The 24,407-nt window shown below is 61.2% G+C and carries 22 protein-coding genes and 1 tRNA gene; 10 read left to right on the top strand and 13 right to left on the bottom strand.

The annotated features are described in order from the left end of the window. Nucleotide 1 precedes the first annotated feature (1 nt). On the top strand, nucleotides 2–1,879 hold the full coding sequence (locus R4P65_RS27695; protein WP_317828896.1) for an FAD-dependent monooxygenase: 1,878 nt from the start codon (nucleotides 2–4) through the stop codon (nucleotides 1,877–1,879). Between the two features lie 73 nt (nucleotides 1,880–1,952). Here the strand turns inward: R4P65_RS27695 and R4P65_RS27690 are convergent, their stop codons facing one another. Next, nucleotides 1,953–3,482: an MFS transporter gene (locus R4P65_RS27690; RefSeq protein ID WP_317828895.1), complete on the bottom strand. Its 1,530-nt coding sequence runs from the start codon at nucleotides 3,480–3,482 to the stop codon at nucleotides 1,953–1,955. Between the two features lie 85 nt (nucleotides 3,483–3,567). Here R4P65_RS27690 and R4P65_RS27685 point away from each other — a divergent pair, with 85 nt between their 5' ends. Further along, entirely contained in the window at nucleotides 3,568–3,945 is a 378-nt protein-coding gene (locus R4P65_RS27685) for a MarR family winged helix-turn-helix transcriptional regulator (protein ID WP_230817046.1), read from the top strand. Between the two features lie 233 nt (nucleotides 3,946–4,178). Then, nucleotides 4,179–5,330 (top strand): N(5)-(carboxyethyl)ornithine synthase, encoded by a 1,152-nt coding sequence (locus tag R4P65_RS27680; protein WP_003941354.1) that lies wholly within the window; start codon nucleotides 4,179–4,181, stop codon nucleotides 5,328–5,330. A gap of 9 nt (nucleotides 5,331–5,339) precedes the next feature. Here the strand turns inward: R4P65_RS27680 and R4P65_RS27675 are convergent, their stop codons facing one another. From R4P65_RS27675 to R4P65_RS27655, 5 genes are all read right to left on the bottom strand, one after another. Beyond that, the gene (locus R4P65_RS27675; RefSeq protein ID WP_317828894.1) at nucleotides 5,340–5,711 is read right to left on the bottom strand and encodes a limonene-1,2-epoxide hydrolase family protein; all 372 of its coding nucleotides are present in this window, start codon (nucleotides 5,709–5,711) and stop codon (nucleotides 5,340–5,342) included. Continuing rightward, a complete protein-coding gene (locus tag R4P65_RS27670) occupies nucleotides 5,708–6,862 on the bottom strand; it encodes a 3'(2'),5'-bisphosphate nucleotidase CysQ (protein ID WP_317828893.1) in 1,155 nt (384 codons plus the stop codon). Before R4P65_RS27670 ends, R4P65_RS27675 begins: the two co-directional genes overlap by 4 nt. Then, nucleotides 6,859–8,703 carry an adenylyl-sulfate kinase gene (cysC, locus tag R4P65_RS27665; RefSeq protein WP_317828892.1) on the bottom strand — a complete coding sequence of 615 codons (1,845 nt, stop codon included), beginning with the start codon at nucleotides 8,701–8,703 and terminating at the stop codon, nucleotides 6,859–6,861. Before cysC ends, R4P65_RS27670 begins: the two co-directional genes overlap by 4 nt. Continuing rightward, on the bottom strand, nucleotides 8,703–9,629 hold the full coding sequence (gene cysD, locus R4P65_RS27660) for a sulfate adenylyltransferase subunit CysD (RefSeq protein ID WP_317828891.1): 927 nt from the start codon (nucleotides 9,627–9,629) through the stop codon (nucleotides 8,703–8,705). The genes cysC and cysD overlap by 1 nt, the downstream gene beginning before the upstream one ends. Nucleotides 9,630–9,774: 145 nt before the next feature. Beyond that, on the bottom strand, nucleotides 9,775–10,710 hold the full coding sequence (locus tag R4P65_RS27655; RefSeq protein ID WP_317828890.1) for a helix-turn-helix domain-containing protein: 936 nt from the start codon (nucleotides 10,708–10,710) through the stop codon (nucleotides 9,775–9,777). A 116-nt stretch (nucleotides 10,711–10,826) separates the two neighbouring features. Here R4P65_RS27655 and R4P65_RS27650 point away from each other — a divergent pair, with 116 nt between their 5' ends. The 3 genes from R4P65_RS27650 to R4P65_RS27640 are packed head-to-tail and all read left to right on the top strand — an operon-like array spanning nucleotide 10,827 to nucleotide 13,925. Further along, on the top strand, nucleotides 10,827–11,993 hold the full coding sequence (locus tag R4P65_RS27650) for a hypothetical protein (RefSeq protein ID WP_317828889.1): 1,167 nt from the start codon (nucleotides 10,827–10,829) through the stop codon (nucleotides 11,991–11,993). Nucleotides 11,994–11,995: 2 nt separating this feature from the next. Next, nucleotides 11,996–12,778, top strand: a complete 783-nt coding sequence (locus R4P65_RS27645; protein WP_007726165.1) for an SDR family oxidoreductase — start codon at nucleotides 11,996–11,998, stop codon at nucleotides 12,776–12,778. 7 nt (nucleotides 12,779–12,785) lie between these two features. Beyond that, nucleotides 12,786–13,925, top strand: a complete 1,140-nt coding sequence (locus R4P65_RS27640) for a sulfotransferase (RefSeq protein ID WP_317828888.1) — start codon at nucleotides 12,786–12,788, stop codon at nucleotides 13,923–13,925. A gap of 73 nt (nucleotides 13,926–13,998) precedes the next feature. On the opposite strand, the gene R4P65_RS27635 is transcribed toward R4P65_RS27640, so the two are convergent. Next, on the bottom strand, nucleotides 13,999–14,844 hold the full coding sequence (locus R4P65_RS27635; protein ID WP_317828887.1) for an alpha/beta fold hydrolase: 846 nt from the start codon (nucleotides 14,842–14,844) through the stop codon (nucleotides 13,999–14,001). Then, nucleotides 14,841–16,631, bottom strand: a complete 1,791-nt coding sequence (locus R4P65_RS27630) for an N-acyl-D-amino-acid deacylase family protein (protein ID WP_317828886.1) — start codon at nucleotides 16,629–16,631, stop codon at nucleotides 14,841–14,843. Before R4P65_RS27630 ends, R4P65_RS27635 begins: the two co-directional genes overlap by 4 nt. Nucleotides 16,632–16,728: 97 nt before the next feature. Here R4P65_RS27630 and R4P65_RS27625 point away from each other — a divergent pair, with 97 nt between their 5' ends. Beyond that, nucleotides 16,729–17,376, top strand: coding sequence for a TetR/AcrR family transcriptional regulator (locus R4P65_RS27625; RefSeq protein WP_230817035.1), 648 nt, complete (start codon nucleotides 16,729–16,731; stop codon nucleotides 17,374–17,376). Nucleotides 17,377–17,979: 603 nt separating this feature from the next. Here R4P65_RS27625 and dcm read toward each other — a convergent pair. Continuing rightward, complete coding sequence (dcm, locus tag R4P65_RS27620) at nucleotides 17,980–19,314, bottom strand: DNA (cytosine-5-)-methyltransferase (RefSeq protein ID WP_317828885.1); 1,335 nt, start codon at nucleotides 19,312–19,314, stop codon at nucleotides 17,980–17,982. A 120-nt stretch (nucleotides 19,315–19,434) separates the two neighbouring features. Beyond that, nucleotides 19,435–19,505 (bottom strand) — tRNA-Cys (locus R4P65_RS27615). A 164-nt stretch (nucleotides 19,506–19,669) separates the two neighbouring features. On the opposite strand from R4P65_RS27615, the gene R4P65_RS27610 reads away from it, so the two are divergent. Together R4P65_RS27610 and R4P65_RS27605 are read left to right on the top strand one after the other, a co-directional pair. Next, nucleotides 19,670–20,206 carry a DUF4365 domain-containing protein gene (locus tag R4P65_RS27610; protein ID WP_317828884.1) on the top strand — a complete coding sequence of 179 codons (537 nt, stop codon included), beginning with the start codon at nucleotides 19,670–19,672 and terminating at the stop codon, nucleotides 20,204–20,206. Then, nucleotides 20,203–21,393 (top strand): hypothetical protein, encoded by a 1,191-nt coding sequence (locus tag R4P65_RS27605; protein WP_317828883.1) that lies wholly within the window; start codon nucleotides 20,203–20,205, stop codon nucleotides 21,391–21,393. The genes R4P65_RS27610 and R4P65_RS27605 overlap by 4 nt, the downstream gene beginning before the upstream one ends. Nucleotides 21,394–21,453: 60 nt before the next feature. On the opposite strand, the gene R4P65_RS27600 is transcribed toward R4P65_RS27605, so the two are convergent. Continuing rightward, on the bottom strand, nucleotides 21,454–21,702 hold the full coding sequence (locus tag R4P65_RS27600) for a helix-turn-helix transcriptional regulator (RefSeq protein WP_317828882.1): 249 nt from the start codon (nucleotides 21,700–21,702) through the stop codon (nucleotides 21,454–21,456). Between the two features lie 122 nt (nucleotides 21,703–21,824). On the opposite strand from R4P65_RS27600, the gene R4P65_RS27595 reads away from it, so the two are divergent. Next, entirely contained in the window at nucleotides 21,825–22,130 is a 306-nt protein-coding gene (locus tag R4P65_RS27595; protein WP_317828881.1) for a hypothetical protein, read from the top strand. On the opposite strand, the gene R4P65_RS27590 is transcribed toward R4P65_RS27595, so the two are convergent. Together R4P65_RS27590 and R4P65_RS27585 are read right to left on the bottom strand one after the other, a co-directional pair. Then, the gene (locus R4P65_RS27590; RefSeq protein ID WP_317828880.1) at nucleotides 22,127–23,539 is read right to left on the bottom strand and encodes a tyrosine-type recombinase/integrase; all 1,413 of its coding nucleotides are present in this window, start codon (nucleotides 23,537–23,539) and stop codon (nucleotides 22,127–22,129) included. The genes R4P65_RS27595 and R4P65_RS27590 overlap by 4 nt on opposite strands. Beyond that, the gene (locus R4P65_RS27585; protein WP_317828879.1) at nucleotides 23,539–24,294 is read right to left on the bottom strand and encodes a recombinase family protein; all 756 of its coding nucleotides are present in this window, start codon (nucleotides 24,292–24,294) and stop codon (nucleotides 23,539–23,541) included. Before R4P65_RS27585 ends, R4P65_RS27590 begins: the two co-directional genes overlap by 1 nt. Nucleotides 24,295–24,407: the final 113 nt, after the last annotated feature.

The following is a 24,407-nucleotide window of genomic DNA, read 5'->3' as shown; positions in this document are numbered from 1 at the left end:
CATGTCGACCTACTTTCATCCGAAAAAGCACCCACCCGAGGACTTCGCTTCCCTGGCGCCTTCGGCCGACGCACTTCCCGTCGTGATCGTCGGAGCCGGCCCAGTCGGCATGGGCGTAGCCATGGGCTTGGCGCAGCGCGGCATTGCCGTCACGATTCTCGAAGCGGCCGATCAGGTCTCCTTCGGCAGTCGCGCGATCTGCGTGTCACGGCACAGCCTCGAAGTTGCCGAACGCCTGGGTTTCGGTGCCGAGCTCGAAGACATCGTTCTGCCGTGGGTGGGTGGTCGGAGTTACTACCGCGATCAGGAAGTACTGCAGTTCCGGATGGCATCCGCCGAGCACGACGCGCGCGGACCCATGGTCAACGTCTCGCAATCCGAGTTCGAGCAGATCATGACCGACAAGTTGCTCGCTCACCCACTGGTGAACTTCCACTGGTCGTCGTCGATCGCCGGCATCTCCGGCGGTGACGACGAGGTGACACTGACCGTCGACACCGCGTTCGGAACCCGCGAACTGCGCGCGGCGTGGGTCGTGGCTGCCGACGGTGGACGCAGCAAGATGCGCGAACTCAGCGGAATCCGCTTGCAGGGCAAAAGCTACGAAGGCAACTATGTCATTGCCGACATTCATTGGAAATCGAAACTTCCGGCCGAGCGTCTGGTGTGGTTCGACGCGCCCAGCAACCCGGGGTCCACGATCATCATGCACCGCCAACCACGGGAAATCTGGCGCATCGACTACCAACTCGATGCGTCCGACGATCCGGAAGCGGAGACGCAAGAAGATCGCATCCGTGACCGCATCACGCGTCACCTCGAATGGCTCCAGAGTGACATCCCCTGGACCCTGGAATGGTTCGGCTTCTACCGCGCCCATGCACTCGCCCTGGAAGATTTCACTCACGGCCGTGTGCTCTTTGCCGGCGACGCCGCGCATCTCGTTCCGATCTTCGGTGTTCGCGGCCTCAACTCCGGCATGGAAGACGCCGAGACCTTGGTGTGGCAACTGGCCGCCGTCATCAACGGAGTTGCCGATACCGCCATCCTCGACGCGTATTCGAAGGAACGTCGCAGCGCGTGGCAGCAGAACGTCGACAACGCAGGCAAGTCGACGCTCATCATGTCGCCAGGCAGTCACGGCTACCGAACCACCCGCGACGCCGTACTCGAACTCGCCACCACTCGAGGCGAATTCGCACACCTGATCAATCCTCGGCAGTCGAGTGCCACACACGTCCGCCTCTCACCACTGACGTGGCCCACACCGGCGGGCACCGAGGGCGTACTACCCGGGGATCCGTTGGAAGACAGAGTCGTCCAGGTCTCGGCGGACGGTTCGGCAACCTCGTTGAACAGTCTGCGCGGCGCCGGATTCGGCCTACTGACTTTCGGACTGCCGGCTGAGTCGGTTACCGAACTCGCCGCACAGGCCGAGATTCTTGCTCAGGCGATTGCTCCGGAAACCATGCGGGTGATCACCACGGGAACTACCGACTCCACGATTCCCGATGCCGAAGGCAATCTCGCATCTACCCTCGGTGCTCGTGTCGGCGAGATCTTCGTGATTCGGCCCGACGGATTGGTGCTCTGCCGCATCAGCGATCCCACGCAATTGAACGACGTGGCCAAGCACCTGACGGCCGGCACTGCGCCGACGCGCTTCGATGCGGCACCGTCGGCGACTACTGCGGTGATCGACGACGAGGGCCGCCGCGAACACGTCTGGCTGACACTGTCGAACGCACTCGATCAGGCTGATCCGTCCGACCGCGAAGCCATGTTGGTGCGGCTGGCGCTGATTCTCGGTTCGCAAGCTACGTCGACAAGCTTCGACGTAGCTCTGAAAGACGCTGCCCTGAAATCTGCCACACGATAGTTCAGACACAGCAACTCGGCCGCGCAGGATTGTCTCCTACGCGGCCGAGCGCATTCGCGGATGAAGCGAGTATTCAGTTGACCTCGGCCAATTCCATTTCTTCCTCAGAGCGACTTTCACGCGCGGAGCTTCCCCGCAGCGACCTCCCACGTAGCAGCGGCGAGACCGTGATCGCCAAGCCCACCAACGCGACCCCGGTGACCAGGATCAGTCCGGGATGGAACTGCTCGAATCCGGCGGTACCGGCGCCGGACGCGGTGTGCGATCCAGCGGTTACGAGGGCAGTGGTCAGAGCGAGCACGAGCGCCGCACCGACCTGAGCGGAGGTGTTCACCAGCCCGGACGCCAAACCCTGCTCCGAGTCGTCGACACCCGAGGTGGCCTGGGCCATGATCGAGGTGTACCCCAGCGCAAATCCGAGTCCGAGCAGGATGACGCTCGGCAGAATCGCCACGACGTACGACGGTGAATCGCTGCCCGCGAAGAGGAACCAGAGGTACCCGACGCTGAGCGACGTCAGTGCCGCGATGATGAGCTTGGCACTGCCGTACAGGTCGACCAGCCGCCCGACGAACGGCGATCCGAATGCGACGATGATGCCCGCAGGAAGCAGTGCCATCGCCATCTTCAGGGGCGACCAGCCGAGGGCCGACTGCAGGAAGATCGTCATCATGAACTGGAAGCTCAGGTAGGAACCGAAGAGCGCGATGATGGCCAGATTCGCACGAACGATGGTGCCGACGCGCAGAAGCCCAAGTCGCACAAGCGGATGCGCCACCTTCTTCTCCACGAAGAAGAACGTCGCCAGAAGCACGGCGGCGACGGCGAACGAACCCAGCGTCGTCGGGTGTGCCCATCCACGGGTCGGAGCCGAAACCATCGTGTACACCGTGAGAAGCATTCCCGTCACCAGGGTGACGGCGCCGACGAGGTCGTGTCCCCCGGTATCTGCGGGACGGTCCCGCGGAATGAGGAAGTACCCACCGATCAGTGCGATGACGGCAAACGGAACCGGCATCAGGAACGTGAATCGCCAACCGGCACTGGTCAACAGCCCGCCGAGGATCAAGCCGGACGAGTAGCCGCTAGCGCCGAACACCGAGAACACCGACAGCGCACGGTTACGGGCCGGCCCCTCCTTGAAAGTCGTGGTGAGGATGGACATTGCGGTCGGCGCAGTGAAGGCCGCAGCGAGTCCCTTGACGAATCGTGATGCGATCAGCAGTGTTCCGTTGTCGACAAGTCCACCGACCAGCGAGGCGATTGCGAACACGGTCAGCGCGATCAGGAAGACCTTCCTGCGCCCGAGAAGGTCGGCGGTACGTCCACCGAGTAGCAACAGGCCGCCGAATCCGAGGACGTAGCCGTTGATGATCCACTGCAGCGAAGTAGTGGACAGGCCCAGTTCATTGCCGATGGACGGTAGAGCGACGCCCACCATCGACACATCGAGACCGTCGAGGAACAACACGAGGCAGAGCACCGCGAGGATGCCCCACAGCTTGAGGGACCAGCCCTCCCCTGTGGCCGGGTCCGTGGATTCCGTAGAACCCGGGGTTTCCGGCGAATCGAATGGTTTGAGTGTCGAGTCTGTGCAAGTCACGTCAGCGAGAATAGATGCACATGCACATAATGCACAAGCATTTAATGCAATTGCACGTAATCGAGTCTTCAACTAGAATGCAGTCGTGACGTCGGAATCCGAATTGCGCAACACCTGGCGCTCGCTGTCGACCAGCTACAACGACATCGCGTGCGAACTCGATCGCCAGATGCAGTCGGCGCATGGGCTGAGCATGAGCGACTTCGAGGCTCTCGACCGGCTCATGGACGCCTCGTGCGAACGTCCACGCATGCAGGAGCTTGCCTCGGAGATGTACCTGAGTCCCAGCGCGCTCTCCCGTAGCGTGGCCCGTCTCGAGAAGGCCGGACTGGTTCAGCGAGCACTGTGCGAAGCCGACCGGCGCGGGGTGTTCGTCGACGTCACCGACAAAGGACGTCAGGTACACGCGGACGCCAGCAAAATCCAACTGGCCGTACTGGATTCACGCCTGCGCGAGCAATAGCCGTACGGCGGAGGAGCACCGTACCGCGCCCGGCCACCGGGCACGGACCGTTCCGGACTAGACTGAGCACATACCGACGCGCCTTTCTGTTGCCGTCGGCGATCGACAGCAGCGCAGCCGGCACGCTTTCACGCGATCCTGGCCGAGGCAATCTGCCAGCGTTTCTGCGGCTTCTGCTAGTCCCTCAGGCGCCTGCCTGACATCTCTACCTGCTCCTATCGAGAGATACACAATTGAACAACGCACGCACCCTTGGAGTCATCGGACAGTCGAGCAAACCGGCAGAACGCCGGTTGCCGATCCATCCTGCGCATTTCGATCGCATCGATGCCGAATTACGTTCTCGGATCTACCTCGAAGAAGGCTACGGCCACCCCTTCGGTTACTCCGACGACTACCTCTCGCGCCTGGTGGCCGGAATCCGCACGCGCAAGCAAATTTTGGCGGAAACCGATGTGGTTCTGCTACCGAAGCCGTTGGTGCGTGACCTCGCCGAACTCCGATCAGGTCAAGTTCTCTGGGGCTGGCCGCACTGTGTCCAGGACACCGAGCTGACACAGATCGCGATCGACAAGAAACTGACCCTCATCGCCTTCGAAGCCATGAACTTCTGGCACAGCGACGGATCGTTCAATCTGCATGTGTTCCACAAGAACAACGAGTTGGCCGGCTATTGCTCGGTACTGCACGCCCTGCAGTTGATCGGTTCCACCGGAGACTACGGCCGCCGTCTCACTGCTGCCGTGATCGGTTTCGGTGCCACTGCACGCGGTGCTGTCACAGCACTCAAGGCTCACGGTATCCACGAAGTGGACGTCCTCACCCAGCGTGGAGTTACCGCCGTCAGCTCCCCCATCCACTCCGCGCGAATGGTCTCGTTCGACAATAACAACGGTGACGTCCGTGGCAGCCACGTCATGCTCGACAACCACAGCGTGCCGGTGCCCGGTTTCTTGGCCGAGCACGACATCGTCGTCAACTGCGTACTGCAGAACACGGACGCCCCACTGACGTTCCTGACCGAGGAAGACCTCATGGACTTCCAACCCGGCAGCCTCATCGTCGACGTATCGTGCGACGAAGGAATGGGCTTCAGTTGGGCTCGCCCCACGTCGTTTGCCGAGCCGACCTTCATCGTCGGTGACAACATCACCTACTACGGTGTCGACCACAGTCCGTCATACCTGTGGAACTCGGCATCGTGGGAAATCAGCGAGTCTCTTCTCCCCTACCTACCCACCGTGATGGCGGGCGAGACGGCCTGGAAGGCAGACGAGACCGTCGATCGGGCCATCGAAATCCGTGACGGCGTCATCGTGAATCCCGCCATCACACGTTTCCAGCACCGCTCGGCGGACTACCCGCACGCCGTCATCGCGGAGTAGCCGCCCCGATCAGCCCTGGCCGGCTGCCGCGTTGATCGGCGCCATGTCGAAATAGTCGCGCCAGGCGCTGATCTTTCCGTCCGCGACTTCGAATACCCCCATCACCGGGAGCGCTACCTCGGCGCCGTTGATGGTGAAGACGTCGACGCGTTCGTTCATCACCACGCTGCCGTCCGCGACCTGACGCTTGATCTGAAAGTCGATGTTTCCGAAGGCACCGACAAACTGCTCGATGAACGCTCGGACGGCCTCGCGCCCGACCACGGGTTCCATCGGAATGTTGTGGTAGACGATGTCATCGGTGAAGTACTCGACGATCTTCGCGACGTCCGCGTTTGCCCAGAGCGCACAGAATTCGGTGATCAGCTTGTCCGGTGTCATTGTGTGCCAGCCTCTTTCGCATCGGATTCATGTGGTTCGATAATTGCCATGACGCTGGCGATCTCGCCTGCCGGTATCCCGAAGCACTCGGTGACGAAGACCGTCACGGACGGCGCTTGCCCAGGTGTTCCGAGGTCCAGCAGATACCGCGCTACGACGCTCTCGCCCCACTCACGCAGCGCGAGTTCACGTATCGCCACGATTCCGCGATACTGCTGCCCCTGTTCGAGCTCGTTGCTGATGAAAGCGCCGGTGTCACCGGTTCGCTGACCGTTCTCGACCCGCCAGGCGTCAGCGGCAAAACGAACCTTCGTTGCGTCGTGAGTGAGCAAGGCATTGACGTATTCACGCGCCATGGCGACGCGCCCGCTGACCGCAGACTCCGTGGAGTGCTTGGCAATTGCGCTCAGGATCGACTCAGCCAATTCTGGTCGGCAGATCACGAGGTCCGGCAGATAGGGATGAGATTCGTTGTAGAGCAACGGCGAACCGTCGATGCGGCTGCAATGCAGTCCCGCCGCCTGCGCAACTCCGACCGGTGCCGCCGAATCCCATTCCCACTGCCCACCGGCGTGCAGGTAGGCGTCGACCTCTCCGCGCACCACCGCCATCGCCTTGGCGCCGGCCGATCCCATGTGCACGACGTCTGCGCCGAGTTCAGCTGCCACGGCTTCGGTGAATGCGGGCGGTCGCGAGCCACTGACGACTACTCGGAGCCGCGAGTTGGCAGCAACCGAGACTGCCTCGTCGCCACTGGAGTACACCGCTCCGAGCGCCGGCTGCGACACCGCGGCTGCGGTAATTCCACTGCCGCGTTCCCAAAGCGCCACGTGCACTGCCCAATCCGCATGATCAGGCAAGCCGTATTCCTTGGAGCCGTCCAGCGGGTCGATGATCCAGACCCGGGATGCCTCCAGACGATTGCGATCATCGGCCGACTCTTCCGAGAGCACGGAATCCTCCGGCCGCTCGGCGGCCAACCTGTCGAGGATGTAGGAATCGGCAGCCTTGTCGCCTCGTCGGCCCAGCTCACGACCGTCGTCGACGCCCAGGCCCTCGGCTCGGATCCCCAGGAGGATCGCGCCGGCGGCCTGCGCCAATTCCGCTGCCAGCGCCTCGTCGGCGATTCGGCTGTGTGTGGGTTCGCTCACCGGTCCAACACTTCCATAATGCGCAGTGCAAGTTCGGTAGGCGTTCCGTCTTCGGGCCGAATCACCAGTTCGGGACTTGTCGGAGCTTCGTAGGGATCGTCGACCCCGGTGAAGCCCGTGATTTCCCCGGCCCTGGCCTTGGCGTACATACCCTTGGGGTCTCGGGCTTCACATTGTTCGATCGGGGTGTCGACATAGACCTCGACGAACTTCAGTCCAGCAGCCTCGTGGGCCGCCCGAACTCGATCGCGATCCTCGCGGTACGGACTGATCAGGCAAGCCACTGCCACTGCACCTGAATCAGCGAACAACTGCGCCACGGCGCCGACTCTGCGAACGTTTTCCGCTCGGTCCTCGGCACTGAACCCGAGATCCGCATTCAGGCCATGCCGGAGGTTGTCACCGTCGAGGCGGTACGCCGGGATACCCGCGGCCACCAAACGGCGCTCGAGTTCCACCGCGATCGTCGACTTACCCGAGGCCGAGAGTCCGGTGAGCCACACAGTCCCACCGGTGGTCGCACGCTCCTCGCGAGAGACCTCCGAACTGTGCCAGACGACGCGCGACTCCTTGAGCGTCGGACCGTTGATCATTCCGGCTGCGACGGTATTGCCCGTGGTCTCGTCCACGAGAATGAAGCTGCCCGTCACGCGGTTGCGGCGGTAGGGATCGAACATCAACGGCTGCTGCGTCTTGATCGAGATGCGACCGATCTCGTTGAGGGACAGAGATTCTGCCTTCTCGTCGCGGTGCAGAGAATTGACGTCCAGCCGATAGTCGAGCTTGACGATCTGCGCCTTCGTGGAGCGCGTGGTGTGCAACAACGAGTAGCGATTGTTCTCCGACAGCGTGGTCTGTTCGGTCAGCCAACAGACCATCGCATCGATTTCCTGCCCGACTTGCGGCCGGTTGTTGAGTCGACACAATTGGTCCCCACGGCTGACGTCGAGATCGTCGGTCAGCTCGATGCACACGGCCGCGGGCGCAAACGCCTCGTCGATCACGTCGCCGCCCGGCCCGTGGACAGCCTTCACCGTCGATGTGAATCCCGAAGGTAATGCAACGATTTCGTCGCCCGGCTTGAAGACACCGCTGGCCACAGTTCCGGCGTAACCACGGAAATCGTGAAGGTCGGCGTCGGTCTGCTTCTGCGGACGGATCACGTACTGCACCGGGAACCGAGCATCGATCAAGTTGCGATCCGACGCAATGTGCACCTGCTCCAGATGGTGCAACAGCGACGGTCCGTCGTACCACGACATGTTCTCGGTCCGGGCAACGATGTTGTCTCCCAACAACGCCGAGACCGGAATGAACGTCAGATCGTGGACGTCCAACTTGATCGCGAACTGCCGGAATTCTTCTTTGATCTCCTCGAATCGTTCCTGAGACCAGCCCACCAAGTCCATCTTGTTCACACACAACACGAGGTGGGGAATTCCCAGGAGAGTCGACAAGAACGCATGGCGCCGCGTCTGTTCGAGCACTCCTTTGCGTGCATCCACCAGGATCAGTGCGAGATCTGCCGTCGAAGCGCCGGTCACCATGTTGCGGGTGTACTGCTCGTGCCCGGGAGTGTCCGCGATGATGAACTTGCGGTGAGGGGTCGCGAAATACCGATGCGCCACGTCGATCGTGATGCCTTGTTCACGCTCGGCGCGCAAACCGTCGGTCAGGAGCGCAAGGTTGGCATACTCGTCGCCGCGTTCTCGACTGCTCCGCTCCACGGCCTCGAGTTGGTCCTCGAAGATCGACTTGGAGTCGTAGAGCAACCGGCCGATGAGTGTGGATTTACCGTCGTCGACGCTGCCCGCCGTAGCGACTCTCAGGAGTTGCGGCATCAGAAGTACCCCTCTTTCTTACGATCTTCCATGCCTGCTTCGGAAATTCGGTCATCAGCTCTGGTTGCGCCACGCTCGGTAATACGGCTCGCAGCAACTTCTTCCACGACGGCAGCCGGGGTTTCGGCCGACGATTCGACGCATCCGGTGCACGTTGCGTCGCCGACCGTACGGAAGCGCACCAACGCCTCGTAAGACTCCTCACCCGCGCGGAGCTCGAGGAAGCGGGTGCGTGCCAACAGCATTCCGTCGCGCGGAACCACCTCACGCCGATGGGCGTAGTAGATGCCGGGAAGGTCGATCTGCTCGCTCTCGATGTACTGCCAGATGTCGAGCTCTGTCCAATTGGAGAGCGGGAAGATCCGAATGTGTTCGCCCTTACGGTGTTTGCCGTTGTACAGGTTCCACAGTTCAGGCCGCTGCACCTTGGGATCCCACTGCCCGAACTCGTCCCGGAAGCTGAACACCCGTTCCTTGGCTCGCGCTTTCTCTTCGTCGCGGCGAGCACCACCGAACACTGCGTCGAACTTGTTGTCGCGAATTCCGCGCAGCAACGCGTGCGTCTGCAGGCGATTGCGACTGGAACCGACTCCGGTGTCCTCGATGACGCGTCCGGCGTCGATGTCGTCCTGCACGCTGGAGACGACAATTCGCAGGCTGAAGCGATCGACCGTGTGGTCACGGAACTCGATCACCTCGTCGAAGTTGTGACCGGTGTCGACGTGCATCACGGCGAACGGCAATGGTGCAGGCCAGAATGCCTTGGCCGCTACGTGCAGCATCACGACGGAATCCTTACCTCCGGAGAACAGGAGGACCGGCTTTTCGAAAGTCGCTGCCACTTCGCGGAAAATGTGGACCGCCTCCGCTTCGAGTGCTCGCAGATGCGACAACTCGTAGGCGGGCGGGGTCTGGAGTGTTGCCATGTCTTTCGCTCCTGAGCATCACTGACTCCGTTGCGGGAACTTCGTCACCGCATCGGTACATTTATGTACCGGACTGGTTCTAAATTGAACGCAATCACAGAATAGAACTCGTTCTACCAAAAGGTCAATGACCGGCAGCCAGACGTCACAGACCGCGAACCGGACTCAGGCCACCAACTTCCGCCGTCACCGCATCGGCCGCCGAGACCAGCGCCGCGGCGCGTCGCTCGATCTCGGCACCCGAAATTGCGCCGCCGACATACAGCGTGAGCACGAGCGCCTGATGCCCTTCGGCGTCGTAGGTCGGGGCGGCGATAAGACTGACGGGATGCTCGTCGTCGGAACTGATGTCGCGCCCGAGATACACCCTCTCGCCGAGGCTCGACACCATTTCACCGAGCAGTTCACGCACCTCCGGCGGAAGATCGTGCGTCGCAACACCCGCCATCAGCGTGTGAAGTCGCTGCCCGACAGGGTCCAGACTCTCGACCAGATACCCCGCGGCGCGGCACTCGCGGACCACATTCCACAGACGCTCGCGATCCAAGCGCACCGGCAGGCTCGGTTCCTTGCTCAGCCAACTGTCCATGTCGTGATCCGAACCCCAGAGGACGTACATCAGTCCGACCGGCGGAGCGAACGGGTACACCTGACCGACCTTGGCAGCGCGACGCACTCCGACCGGTCCGGTCACTTCGAGAACGCTGATCTGATCACCGATGACACCGGATGCCGTGCATGTCGTCCCGAACTCCGCGCTCACCTTCTCCAGATGAGTGCGGGCGATTGGGCCGACGGCGAATCCTCGCTGAGCTGCACGTCCGGCGGCAATCAAGGCCGGACCGAGCCCGTAGGTCTTCGACACCTCGTCCCGAGTCAGGTATCCACGATCAGCCAGTGCCGTGAGGATTCCCAGGCAGGTGGGCTTGCTGATCTCGAGCGCGCGGGCCAGTTCCGACAGCCCGAACCGCTGATCAGGACGGCCGACGAGGTAATCGAGTACCTGAACCACCCGCTCGGTGGGAGGCGATTGCCTCCCCCTCGGGCGACCATCTTCAGGCACCTTCTCCGGTCCACCCATTGACCACTCCCTAGAACGCGTTCTATTGTCGGAATACCAAACATCTACCCCATAGGTACATATTTGTACCACGACGCTCTGGACCGGCGACATAGTCGGAACTGTGAGGAGCCAGCGTGCTGACGGACCCGTTTGCCGAGGCGATCGCCGAAGCCGAGAAATTGATCGAGACTGCGCCGCACATCAGATCCGAACAGGATCTACTGGAGGGATACCAATATCTGGCCGGCGGAATCATCGCGACGACGCATGCCGCCTGGGCCAGCGAAAAGACCCATCCGAGTTTCATCCAGGGCACCGGGCCGTTCACCAAGATGGGTCTCGACAACCCGGACACCCTGTACTTCGGCGCTCGCATCAACGACGACAAGGAATACAAGGTCACCGGAAAGCGCGGCACCACAGCCGATCTCAGCTTCCAGGTGTTGAGTGGGAACTACACCAACTCGAATGTCCCCGGAAGCGAGATCGCCTTCGACGACCGCGAACTGGAGATAGACGACGACGGCAACTTCGTCGCTTGGTTCGGCCCCGGCCCTGCCGACGGCCGAGCCAACTACTACACCCTGGCGCCCGGTTCCTCGCAGTTGGTCGTTCGCGAGGTCTACAGCGACTGGAGTCAGCAGCGCGGCATGATTCGCATCGAGCGCACCGATTCAATCGGGATCGCACCGCCACCGCTAACCGCCGAAGAGACCGAGAAGCGGTATGCACGGGCTGGAAAGGCACTGGTCACGCGGGTCAAGACGTGGCTGCAGTTTCCGGAGTGGTTCTACCTCAAGCTCACGGTCAACACCATGACCGAACCACGTCTGACGCCGGGCGGACTGGCGACGCAGTACTCGTCGGTGGGACATTACGAACTGACCGACGACCAGGCGATGATCATCACAGTTCCAGCGTCGGACGCACCGTATCTCGGCTTCCAACTCGGGAGCCTCTGGTACATCTCACTCGACTACGTCAATCATCAGACCTCCCTCAACAATGGCCAGGCACAGGTGGATCCGGACGGGATGGTCCGAATGGTGGTCAGCGAGAAGAACCCCGGTGTCACCAACTGGATCGAAACCGTCGGGCACCCGCGCGGCATTCTTCAGTTCCGGTGGCAGCGGGTCTCGCGCGAGCTGACGCCCGAGGACGGCCCCACCGTCGAGATCGTTCCAGTGCAAGACATTGCGAAGCACCTGCCGCATTTCGACACCAACGCCATCAGCGCCGAGGACTGGGCAGCGCGAATTGCCCAGCGCCAGGCCGCCATCGACAACCGAATGCTGGGGTAAACATGACCGCCTTGCTCGAAGACCGTGTAGTAGTCATCTCCGGGGTCGGCCCCGCTCTCGGCCGCGCTCTGGCGCTTCGCTGTGCGTCAGCCGGCGCGAGTCTTGTTCTCGCAGCGCGCACGCAATCGCGGCTCGACGACGTCGCGAAGGAAATAGTCGATGCCGGTGGGCGCGCCGTCACCGTAGCCACGGACATCACCGACCAGGCTTCCGCCGAGAATCTGGTGGCCGAGTCCATTGCTGCCTACGGCAAAGTCGACACTCTGATCAACAATGCATTCTCGATTCCGTCGATGAAACCGTTGGCTCGCACCGATTACCAGCACATCCGCGACAGCATCGAACTGACCGTACTGGGCGCGTTGCGTCTGACTCAGCTGTTCACGCCGGCACTTGCCGAGTCGGACGGCTCCGTGGTGAACATCAATTCGATGGTGTTGCGGCATTCGCAAGAGCGTTACGGCAGCTACAAGATGGCGAAGTCCGCCCTGCTCGCCATGTCGCAGTCCCTGGCCACCGAACTCGGCCCGCAGGGAATTCGTGTCAATTCGATTGCCCCCGGCTATATCTGGGGCGACACCCTCAAGGGCTACTTCGCGCACCAGGCGGAGAAGTTCGGCATGACCGTCGAGCAGATCTACGAGCACACCGCGTCGAACACCGACCTCAAGCGTCTGCCGACGACGGATGAAGTATCCGATGCGGCGATCTTCCTGGCGTCTCCGATGGCCAGCGCGATCACCGGCCAATGCATCGACGTCAACTGCGGCGAATTCCATCACTAGGAGCACCATGACTGAACGCACTCACGTCGGCACCGTCGAGGATCTCCATGCCTCGGCGACGCGGATGACCGGCCTGACGGACTTCGGCGTCGACGATTACACCGAAGCTCTGTCGGTCCTGCTCGAGTCCTACGACCGTGACGAGGATCTGACACCGTTCGGCAGCAAGATCTCTCGGGTATTCCTTCGCGGCGCCCTGGTGGCACGTCTGCTCAGTGAATCTGCATGGAAGGAGCATCCGGAGCACGCCGACGTCAAGATCGAGCGGCCGATCTTCGTTACCGGATTGCCACGCACCGGCACCACTGCCTTGCACCGCCTCCTCACGGTCGACCCGGCCCACCAGGGTCTCGAGATGTGGCTGACCGAGTTCCCCCAGCCTCGCCCGCCTCGCGATACGTGGGAATCGAACCCGGTCTTCGCCAAAATCGAGGAGACGTTCGGCCAGCACCACGTCGAGCATCCCGAATTCATGGGCGTGCACTACATGTCGGCCAGTGAAGTCGAAGAATGTTGGCAACTCCTACGTCAGACATTCAAATCCGTGTCGTACGAGTGCCTGGCGAATCTGCCCACGTACTCCGCGTGGCTGAAGGACCAGGAGTGGTCGAACGCCTATGCACGACACAAGAAGAACCTGCAGCTGATCGGTCTGCCCGATCAGGATCGACGGTGGGTCCTCAAGAACCCCAGCCACCTGTTTGCGCTCGACGAATTGATGCAGGCGTACCCTGACGCGCTGGTCATTCAGACTCACCGCTCCCCTACGACGATAATCCCGTCGGTGTGCAGCCTGGCCGCCCAGGCGACAGAGGGTTGGTCGAACACATTCACCGACAAGGTGATCGGCGAAAGTCAGCTCGAATTGTGGGCCAGGGGTCTCGAGCAGTTCGACCGAGCACGCGCACACCACAATCCGGCACAGTTCATCGACGTCGACTACCAAGACTTCGTCACCGATCCGCTGGGCACCGTCGAGAATATCTACACGCACTTCGACATCCCGTTGACATCTACTGCGCAGCAGTCGATGGAGGCCATGCACGAGGAGAGCCGCTCGGGTGCTCGCCGACCTTCGCACAAGTACACGCTCGAGGAGTTCGGTCTGACGAAGGAGCAGGTGGAAGAGCGATTCGGAACTCGCTGACAACCGCTGGCCGACGACCTTGCTGACAACTGAAGCCCCGCCGATCGGCGGGGCTTCAGTGATCGAAACGCGTTCAGCTGCTGAGATGCTCACCCAGCAGTCGGTCCAACTCGTCCGGCGCCTCGTCCGGAATCCAGTGGCTCACGCCGCTGAGAACCTCGAACCGGTACGGGCCGTCGACAAACGCGGGGGTGAGCGCAGAACCCTTGGGCCCGATGGCAGCATCGCCATCGCTCCAGACGTGCAGGGTCGGCACAGTGACCCGGGCAGTTGCGGGGTTCGGCTTGGTCATCCACATCGCGCGATACCAGTTCAGACCACCGCGCAGGCGACCGGGAGCCAGCATGGCGTTCAGATCGCGCCGTGCGTTCTCCGGCGTCTGTCCGCTCGAGATCAGGAACTTTTCACCTGCCGACGTGGAGGACAGAATCTTCTCGGGGACGAAGGGCAATTGGAACGCCCCCATGTACCACGACTTGAGTCCCTGTGTGCTGGTCACCATCGCCTTGATGAACGCCAGTGGGTGCGGAACCGACACCGCGGTAACGGTATCGAGCAAGTCCGGCCGTTCGGCAGCCACCTGCCATGCGACTGCGGCACCCCAGTCGTGGCCGACCAGGTGCACCTTCCCCACTCCGAGCGCGTCGATCAGCGCGACAGTGTCAGCGGCGAGTTCGGACCCGCGGTAGGCCCAGCGCGCTTTCGGCCGGGCACCGGGTGAGTACCCTCGCTGGTCCGGCGCCACGGTGCGGAAGCCGCGGGCGTGCAGTAGCGGTGCGAGCTGATCCCATGAGCTCGAATCCTGCGGAAAACCGTGCAGGAGAACCACCACCGGACCGTCTGCGGGTCCTTCGTCGCGTACGTCGAAGGTCAGTCCGGACCGGGAATACGAGGTGAGGCGATCCGCCGGTGAAGTCATAGCGCCACGCTAGTCTTCGCGACACCAGTAACCGGAGCCTTTTCACCGGCGCGCAGGAATTGACCTGTCTTTTCGGTTCCGAATCCCGGGGCGAATTGGCCGTCGCTGTAGACGAGTCGGCCGTTGATCACGGTCGCGACGGCTGCACCGTCGCTGAGGTTGACCATCCGGCTGATTCCGCCGTACTCGGGGACGGTTGCCTCGAACAACCCGTCGACCGACTCGTCGAGCCCGGCCGGGTCGATGACAACGAAGTCCGCGCGGTCACCCTGGCGTAGATGCCCGGCATCGATTCCGTACCAGTCCGCCAACTCACCGGTCAGGCGGTGGATTGCGCGCTCGATGGTCAGGAACGGCTTGCGATCACTCTGGGCGTCCTTGACGCGCTTGAGGAGCCGCACAGGGTAGTTGTAGAACGCCATGTTGCGCAGATGCGCACCGGCATCGCCGAAGCCCATCTGTACGCCGGAACTCGCCGCCAGCTTCTTGGCGAACTTGGGACGATGATTGGCAATGGTGGTGCGCCAACGAAGATCTCGCCCGTACTTGACCACCAAGTCGAGGTACGCGTCCACCGGGTGTACTCCCCGGATGTCTCCGACCTGACCGAAGTTCTTGCCGATCAACGTCTCGTCCGGGCAACCGACGATGACGGCGTCGTAGAAATTGCGGTGCCAGATGCGGGGTGAGAACTTGTTGTCGTAGTCCTTGCGGAATGCGCGGCGGTACGACTCGTCCTGGAGCAGCTTGTTGCGCTCCACCTGGTCCTTGAGATGCAAAGCGGCGGCGCCGGCACCGAACTCCTCGAACACGACGAGGTCGATTCCATCCGCGTAGACGGTGAAGGGAACCGGAAGGTGCTGCCACTTGAAATCGGTCTTGGCGAAACGGTTCAGCAGTGGGGCCGCAGCGAGCATGAAGTACACGATCACCGGGTAGGCCTTCGAATCCGCACCGGAGAGCAGCGACGTCTTGAGCGGCTTCTTGCGGCCGATCGCAGAACTCTCGGCGAAGAACGCCGCGACGTTCGGATGCAGGTTGATGGTCGGAGCGCTCTGCAAGATCTTTCCGCGATCACGAAGGATACGGTTGAGAAATCGGAACTCTTTCCACCGCGCGTACGTCGACGGCAAAGAGCGAGAGCGGTATTCGTCGCCGTCGATCTTGTCGAGGGCATTGGTCATCGACGACAGACCCAGCATCCCCGCATCGATGGCGTCCTCGAGCATCGAGCCCATTCGGCCGAGTTCCGAGCGGCTCGGCTTGATCTTCTTGTCTGTGCCTCGCCCCAATCCGAGTACGTGCGTGCGAATGTCGGAGTGACCGATGAATGCCGCGACGTTGGGTCCGAGCGGGAGCGCGTCGAGTGCGGCGGTGTAAGCGGCGGGGCCGCTCCAAGTCTTGTTCGCTTCGAGGATGCTCAGCACCGCATCGTGGGGAACTGCTTCGACTCGGCTGAACAGGTCAGCGATCTCGCGCGGAGTCGAATACACCGTCGACAGCGAGCAATTGCCGAGCACGACCGTCGTGACGCCGTGGCGAACCGATTCCGGAAGCCCTGGACTGACCAAGGCTTCGGCGTCGTAGTGCGTGTGGACGTCGACAAAGCCCGGGAGAACCCATTTGCCGGCCGCATCGATCACCTCGGTGTCCGGCCCGATCTCCAGGCGCGTCGTGGACACCTCCGCGACCACGCCATTTCGAATTCCGAGATTACGACGCAGACCTGGAGCCCCCGTCCCGTCGAACCACAACCCGTCGTTGACCACGATGTCGAAAGCAGACACTGTCGGACTCCTCGCCTCACGTATGTGTTACCTCACGTTATAGACAGCGTTGAGTAAAAGTCAATGAACGTTTCGAGCCAATACATAGAATGTCGGAATGGCTGCAGTCCCCCGCTCCCCCGAAGACCGTCAGAGGCAAATCCTCGAGGTGGCAGTACACATGTTGAGGACCGAGCCTTTCGACCAATTGTCGATGGACCGAGTTGCCGCCGAGGCCGGCGTCTCACCGCCATTGCTGTTCCACTACTTCAAGAACAAGAAGGGCTTCCAGAACGCCATCCTCGAGGCTGCCTCGTCCGATCTCGAGGATCGAATGCGACCGGATCCCGAGCTACCCATCACGTCCCAGCTGCGTTCAGGTATCGAAACTTTCGTCGACGCCGTTATCGAGCATCCCACCATTTACCTCGCCGTGATGCGGATGGCCGGCAGTGGCGACGTCCGGATGCGCACGATCTACCGCGGTATGCGCCGCACTTTCACCACGTGGATCGTCGCTGCGCTGACGAATCTAGGCATCGAATCGAACGCGACCGTAGAGGCGACAATCGCCGGGTGGCAGGCATTCATGGAGGAAATCGTCGTCAACTGGATCGACGAGCCGACGCTCGAGCGAGGCGAGATGGTCGACCTCTGCGAACGAATTTTCTACCACTGCCTACCGGCAGCGGGCATCAGCGTGGAGCAAATAGTGGCAGCCACCGTGGTCGCGACGGCCAGTGAGTCCGGCGCAACACAACTGTGATCTTCGCGCCGGGGTTTCACAGGTGGTCACGATTGGGTATCTTGCTTGCAGTGGCACTGGACCACGACCCCAACACATGAAGGATCCAACATGGAGTCTGTCGAAAACGTATTGCCCGAGGGTGTCAAGCTCGAAGACGTCTTGAGTGTCCTCAAGGTCGCAGTTGCGGGCATCGGCCTCATCAGCGCACTTTCGGCATTCAGCTGATCGCAAAGCGTCATCGACAGGCCGGACTTCGGGGAGTCCGGCCTGTTTTTTGTTTCCGTTCCTGAACAAACCGTGAACTCTTCGGCAACTTCAGCGCAAAGTGGTCATTTCAACCCAAACAAGCGTCCAGTTTGCTAATTTGTGTCTGCGACACAAGGTCGTACAGAAACACCACGCAGACACAAACCTTGTACATACAAACCTGTACATACGACACGGAGGACCGAAACATGGGTTCCATCAACACCCTCAGCGCCGTCATCGACATCATTAAGGTCGTCCAGCCGTTGATCGCCAAGCTGGGCCTCAGCTGATTCGCTTGCACCACACCCCTGCCAGGGCGTAACTCGAAATGGGGCCGACATTGTCGGCCCCATTTTCCGTCGGTGCTTTACTTCAGCCGAGCGCCTTCTTGATCTCTCCTGCCAGCGCCGAAGCCAGTTGCGGCGGCACGGCATTGCCGATCATCGTGCGCACCGCTCCCCACTTGCCTTCGAAGACGTAGTCGTCGGGGAAGGTCTGGAGGCGAGCAGCTTCTCGAACGGTCAAGGATCGCGTGTGTTTCGGGTGCACGTTGCGTGAAGCCGAGATCATCCCGAAGGTGGTTCCGACCGTCGACGCCGGCTCGTCCCAACGCAATCGCTTGTACGTCGTGTTGTATCCGGACGACGGTCGCATGGCCGGATCTTCGTTGTCGTGAGCCGACATTCCTTCCGGCACGTCGCGCAGCCACCGCAGGACGTGCTCGGGATGCTCGACGGCCCAGTGCAACGGATCTGTTTCGCAGGCCTGTCCCGATTCCAGCGGAGCCAGGTCGACGGTGGCGTCACGAAAAGTTCGCAGCGGCGCAACACCATTCACGCCGTGAGTCTTCGGCGGAAAACGCAGTGGCCCGATACCACTGTCGCGGCGGGTCGCTACGATGAACACTCGTTCCCGGAACTGCGGGACGCCGTAATCCTGTGCATTGACCGTGTTGACCGACGCGTCGTAACCGCGTGCAGCCATCTCACCGAGAATCCGGTCGACGACCATCCCACCGTCCGGGTCCTTCATGCTGAGCAGCAGTCGCACGTTTTCCATCACCAAGACCTTCGGCTTCACCAGTTCGGCGAGCTGTAGCAGGTTCCGGAAGAGATGGTTGCGCGGATCGTCGCGGTCTCGCCGGCCGGCGAGGCTGAACCCCTGACACGGCGGTCCCCCGGCCAACACATCGATGTCCACTTGTGCCAGAAGATCTTTCACCCGGGTTTCGTCGATCGCCCGAATGTCGTCGCCGAGGCACCTCGCGCCGGGGAAGTTCCGATCGAAGGTCGCGCGCGCCTCAGGAACGACTTCGATGTATCCCTCCACCGAAAACCCCGCCATCCGAAAGCCTTCGGCCATACCGCCACAACCCGAGAACGCTGTCAATACGGTGGGGCCGCCGGTTCCCGCCCCCGCGACGGCACGCCTGGCCACCGAGGCGGGGTCGTTGACCGGTGTCGCTCGACGCGCACGGGTACTACCGCTCGATCGCTTCCGCGGGGCCGCGTACGTGCCCTCGCGCTTCGCAAATTCCAATGCGGTCAGGGTAGCGAGAACTGCTCGCTCCGCCGATGATTTGGGATATGCCTTGTCGAGTTCCCACGCCGATACGACGGCTGACGAGACTCCCGCGAGGCGGGCGAACTGGATCTGACTGATCCCCACGTCCATGCGCCGCGATCGCAGGTCCTGTCCCGAAATCAATTCAGTGCCTCACTCATGTGGTCCGCTCGCCCCGGCATCCCAGACTATCGCAGCCGAACCGGTAGACCAGGACCACGCAAAAGAGACCGGCAGGCGGTATGCCTGCCGGTCTCCGACCCGAGCGGATGACGGGATTCGAACCCGTGTGAACGGCTTTGCAGGCCGGTGCCTAGCCAATCAGCCACACCCGCGTCAGTGAGTAACAATGCAGGGCAAAGCGCTTCCTGACCCGTATACAAACCGCATTCGCATCTTCCGTACCTCCCCCGTACCTCCTAATTGCTGAGTCTGGGTAAGACAAGTCAGCCACACACGCTAATCTCGGACGACTACCCCGCCGAGATCGGAGCAATAAGTGACCAAATCAGTTGGCCTCGAGAAACTGCGGGGTGACATCGCGGTCACAGCGTCGATGGAGAAGCTTCAAGACGCATACCTTGGAGCAATCGCCGCTGCAGCGGGGTGCGAAATGGCCAAGCCGGATCCTGATCCCGGTCTAGATTGGACAATCGGACTCAAGTCGAAGGCACATACCAAGATCCGGACGCCAAAAATTGACGTGGCGCTGAAGAGCACCTACCAGACTGGGCCGAACGACAGCGGAGAATTTTCGTTCACACTCGAAAATCCGCACTTCGAAATTCTTGCCGAGCCGCTCCTTCTAGCCCCACGACTCCTCATCGTAATGCTACTTCCCCGCGAGGTGGACTCATGGGTTTGGTCGCGCACCAACTGGATGGTCATGCGCCACTCTATGTATTGGGTCAATCTTAAGGGGAGGAGCGTCAGCGGGAGACACAAGACGAACGTACGAGTTCCCTACAGTCAAAGGTTTGACGCGATGGAGCTTTGCCGAATTCTCTACTCGGTTGGTTCAGGTGGTCAACCATGAGCGGGTACATACTTGACACTAAAGACCTAGATCGAATTCAACCAACAGATGTTGAAGCAGTCTTGCGCTCTTTGGGGTGGCAACTAGGTGGCGGTGTTCCGAATTTGGCCAGCCAATGGTTCAAAGTGGACGAGCCCGACGAACCCAGTGTGCTCGTCCCACTAAATCACGAACTGGCCGACTATCGACAGAGAATGACTGAGGTCGTCAGAAGCCTGTATCGATACCATTCGAACCAAGTCGATAACCTTGTACTCCGGCTGTTAATACCCGGAGTAGATGAAATCAGCAACCACAAGGAAGAATCAACCATTGGCGGGTCAATTCCGTGGGTCGCTGGAGAAAAGCAGATCGTAGGCTTCCGTGGCGTCCTTGTCGCTGCAGCAAAGTCAGCGGAGCAAAAAGAACGCCATTTTGGCAACCGCCGATGGAAGACGGGAAATCGATACCTGTCCCAGCTTAGAATGGGTCAAACTCGGGTGGGCAGCTACGTGGTTACAGCTCTTTCGCCTGTGGGTCCACTTCCATTGACCGATCAGACTCAGCAGTACGATGCCAATCTTGGAATCACCGGCCGCAATGTGGTGGAGGGTCTAGTTTCTGGATTAGAGTCGCTACGCACGTCTTCCGAAGAGTATCTGCGAAATCAGAACGATGGGGTCTTCGAAGAAGCAGTCCAGTCCGGAGTATCCCTAGACCTCGTGAAGGCAGTCCAGACCAACCTTGGCGAAGCCGATGGAGTTTTTACCACGATAAAGTGGAGCTCTCAAATCGAGACGACCGCAAAGACTTCAGAAGTCTCTTTCGATAAAAAATTTACAAACGCTCTACAAGCCGCATCAACGCGCCTGACTGATGTCATAAAAAGTAAACGAGTGATGATTATCGGCAGAGTCACCGGTCTCGACCGTGACGTACCAGGAGAGCAAGGGAAAGTTGTCCTCCACGTGTTAGACGGCGCCGACGAGAATGTCGACTATGTAAGTGTCACACTGGGGAACGATTATAACCAGGCGATCGATTTCCATAAGGGCGGGCAACTCGTCCACGTTTCAGGTGAACTTAATCGCGTGAGACGAAAATGGGAGCTGACCGATATCACCAGTTTTCAGTTAATATCATCAGCGGGAGAGAACTTGAAGATAGATATTTCTGGGAACGATGAACGGGAATTGCCACCATCCTGATTGCCGTGCCCGGGCACCTACCGGCGGAAGACGCCGCAAGATGCCCGCCCTTCGGGCCGATCACTCTGGTCGAGGCAGTCCGTCGAGAAGTTTCCCCGGCGTGGTCTGCAAGCCTGTCGAGAGCTTAAGCAGGTTCTCCACGCGAGCACTGCGTTGCCCGCGCTCAACTTGCCCCATATAGGTCCAATGCACGCCGCACTGTTGTGCGGCGTGTTCTTGGCTCCAGCCCAGTTCGGTGCGGCGCGCACGGATGCGCTCGCCCAGTTCTCGCAAGGTGGGACTGAGGGGCTGCTTTGGAACGTCGGACACGACTACCTACCCCATATGTCCCAACTGCAATGGTCCAGAGCAGAAACGTCCCATGTGTAAACGTCTAGAGCAGAAACGCCTTACTATGCATTGACCCGAACGGCGACACCAAGGAGCAACACGTGAGCACTGAATTTTCCGGAGCCCTCTTCATCGGTGGGGCCATTTGGTTCCTGTGCGGCGTGATCGCTGCGGTGATCGCAAGCTGGAAAGACCGCAGCCAAGGCGGGTTCTTCGTGTTGGGCTTTTTGTTCGGACCTATCGGCATCCTTGTTGCGGTACTCGCAGCGTCGGGCACACCACCCGCCCCCAAGGGAACCCGCGCCGTGGTGTGCCCGCGCTGCAACGCACAGCAGAACGTGCCGACAAGCCAGTTTCAATACGAGTGCTGGCAGTGCAAGCTGGTCAGCCCTGCCGTTGCCGTCTAGACCGCACGGATTGGCACCACATTGTCGGTCTGCGGTGGCTGTCCGAGCGCACCCAGTGCTGTCATCGCGTCCGCGTGGTCGTCCTGGAACAGGTGCGCGTAAACGCCCAATGTGACATTGGTATTGGCATGACCCATGAACTTGGACAACACGAACGGCTGAATCCCAGCCGCAATACACAGACTGGCGTACGTGTGCCGCAAGCTGTGAAAACGAAAGTCGTCGGGCAGTCCCGCGCCTGCCAGATTCGCCCGATGGACGGCGGGCCGGTACACCTGCCCATAGAAATTCCGGTGGACTACCGGCGACTCCCAATCCAGCAGCAAACGCGCCTCAGCATCCGCGAGCGGTTGGCGGGCGGACTGCTCGGCTGGGGTCATCCGGTTACCCTTACGCGGTCCGCTCTCGTGTGTAGGCGCTCGCTTGCCGCTCGGCTTCTGCAACTTCAGCGCGGACGCAGGGAACAACGGAGCAAACGGCTCGTCTGCTCGCGGGTGCATCAGCAGATAGTCACGCAATACCGCGACCGTAGCCGGGGTCAGTGGCACCTTCCGCCGGCTCCCCCGCGTCTTGGGGGTGTCGTAAACAATCTCGGGCTTGCCGGGCGTCGCCTTGGATTCCGGATTTCCGAGCGGTCCGTACTTCACCAACACCGTCCGCGCCACATGAACCGCGCCGGGAGCCGTGTGATTGTGCGGTTGAGGCAGCTTGACGTCACCCACCTGCAAACCAGCCAGTTCAGCGGCACGTAGGCCAGTCCAGGCGGCAACATGCACCATCACGTTGTACGGCCAGGGCGTTGCTGCCGCCAGTGCAGCGGCCTGGTCTGCCGTGAGAAACTGTTCCGGGTCCACCACGCCATCTGTCACCTTGTTGCCGGACTTCGCAGCATCCACCACTGCAACGACGGCGGTCCGGTCAGTGGGCAGGGTGACGTGGTCGCACGGGTTGGCGCTGAGCCGTCCATCCGCGACGGCCTGGTCCAGCACCTGTTTGAGAATGAAGTACTGATGCTTGATGGTGCTTGGGCGTTTGCCCTCGCTCACACGGCGCGCAATCCAACTGACAATCAGCGGGCGGGTGATCTTCTTCAACGGGTAGCCACCGAATGTCGCGTCCAGGTCCGCACCTGTATTGAGAATGTAGGCGTAACCCTGACGGGTTCGTGGCTTCAGGTCCATCCGCGAGGCCAACCAGTCCCCCGCCACCGACCGAAACGTAACCCCGCCAGCTTTCGCGTCGAACGTGGTGCCCCGGTTCTGGTTGAAGTCCACTTCGGTGGCGTAGTCCTCGGCTGCCTTCTTCGTGGTGAAGCCGCCCTTACTGCGACCTTTCCCGTCGGGCGTGCGGTACTTGACCACATACCGCGTCTCACCGCTGCCTGTCGTGCGCTTTTGTACGTGAGCCATCAGACCGCCACCTTGTCAATGGAAGTGATTGCACGGCTGAGGATTCGCGCAACCGTGGGACTGGACCATTGGCCTCCGCGTTTTGTCCGGTGCCGTTCCTCGGTCAGCGTTCGTGCAATTTCGCGTGTGCTCACGCCCTGCGCCGCGAGTTCACGCATCCGCCTGAGCGCTTCTTGCTCGGCCGGGACCTCGACCAGTGCGCCATGCGGGTTGGAGGCAGTCCGCGGAGCGGGTGCCCAGCCGTATGGCGCGCTACCGGTCGCATGACCGCCCTGTTCAGCTTTCGCCTTGCGCCCGTCCTTGAGACGCTTCGCTGTCATGCGGCGCTCAAGACCAGCGAACACCGCTGCCATCTCTCGCATCGCTGTACGCATGGGGTCGTCTGGGTCGTCGCGCCGCACTTCCTGAGCCGGGACAGACGTGAACACGCTTGCTGTGTTCTTGCTCCACACTTCCGCGAGCACGGCCTCTTGCACAGTGACCGCACGAGCCAGCCTGTCCAGGTCACGCACGATCAGTCCATCAGCTTCGCCCAGACGCATCGTGGTCAACGCCTGCGTGAGGCCAGGACGTTCCACGGCGGGCAATGCACCACTGAGGCCCTCGTCCACTGTCCACAAAACGATACGAGCATTTATCGCCTTCGCCGCTGCCTTGATCGCAGCTCGTTGCGAGTCAAGACCGTAGCCATGCTTCGCCTGCTCGATCGTGCTCACTCGCAGGTACGCCACCAATCGCAACCGTTTCACACTCATTTCCCCTGCCTCCCTTAGCTATTGACGACGACGCAAAGAAATGCGCCTACCTGGGGTGCCGCCAAACCTACAGGTGTAGCGGCAGCTTGAACAGCAACACACTTTCGAAATGC

It is taken from the genome of Rhodococcus sp. IEGM 1318, from assembly GCF_033142465.1.
In the GTDB taxonomy this organism is placed as follows: domain Bacteria; phylum Actinomycetota; class Actinomycetes; order Mycobacteriales; family Mycobacteriaceae; genus Rhodococcus_F; species Rhodococcus_F qingshengii_B.
This window is presented reverse-complemented; position numbering and strand designations above follow the sequence as displayed.

What these genes read in the sequence shown, in the direction of transcription:
- R4P65_RS27695 (WP_317828896.1), top strand. Translation starts at nt 2, where the DNA reads ATGTCGACCTACTTTCATCCGAAAAAGCACCCACCCGAGGACTTCGCT.
- R4P65_RS27675 (WP_317828894.1), bottom strand. Translation starts at nt 5,711, where the DNA reads ATGACACCGGACAAGCTGATCACCGAATTCTGTGCGCTCTGGGCAAAC.
- cysC (WP_317828892.1), bottom strand. Translation starts at nt 8,703, where the DNA reads ATGCCGCAACTCCTGAGAGTCGCTACGGCGGGCAGCGTCGACGACGGT.
- cysD (WP_317828891.1), bottom strand. Translation starts at nt 9,629, where the DNA reads ATGGCAACACTCCAGACCCCGCCCGCCTACGAGTTGTCGCATCTGCGA.
- R4P65_RS27655 (WP_317828890.1), bottom strand. Translation starts at nt 10,710, where the DNA reads ATGGGTGGACCGGAGAAGGTGCCTGAAGATGGTCGCCCGAGGGGGAGG.
- R4P65_RS27645 (WP_007726165.1), top strand. Translation starts at nt 11,996, where the DNA reads ATGACCGCCTTGCTCGAAGACCGTGTAGTAGTCATCTCCGGGGTCGGC.
- R4P65_RS27640 (WP_317828888.1), top strand. Translation starts at nt 12,786, where the DNA reads ATGACTGAACGCACTCACGTCGGCACCGTCGAGGATCTCCATGCCTCG.
- R4P65_RS27635 (WP_317828887.1), bottom strand. Translation starts at nt 14,844, where the DNA reads ATGACTTCACCGGCGGATCGCCTCACCTCGTATTCCCGGTCCGGACTG.
- R4P65_RS27625 (WP_230817035.1), top strand. Translation starts at nt 16,729, where the DNA reads ATGGCTGCAGTCCCCCGCTCCCCCGAAGACCGTCAGAGGCAAATCCTC.
- R4P65_RS27605 (WP_317828883.1), top strand. Translation starts at nt 20,203, where the DNA reads ATGAGCGGGTACATACTTGACACTAAAGACCTAGATCGAATTCAACCA.
- R4P65_RS27590 (WP_317828880.1), bottom strand. Translation starts at nt 23,539, where the DNA reads ATGGCTCACGTACAAAAGCGCACGACAGGCAGCGGTGAGACGCGGTAT.
- R4P65_RS27585 (WP_317828879.1), bottom strand. Translation starts at nt 24,294, where the DNA reads ATGAGTGTGAAACGGTTGCGATTGGTGGCGTACCTGCGAGTGAGCACG.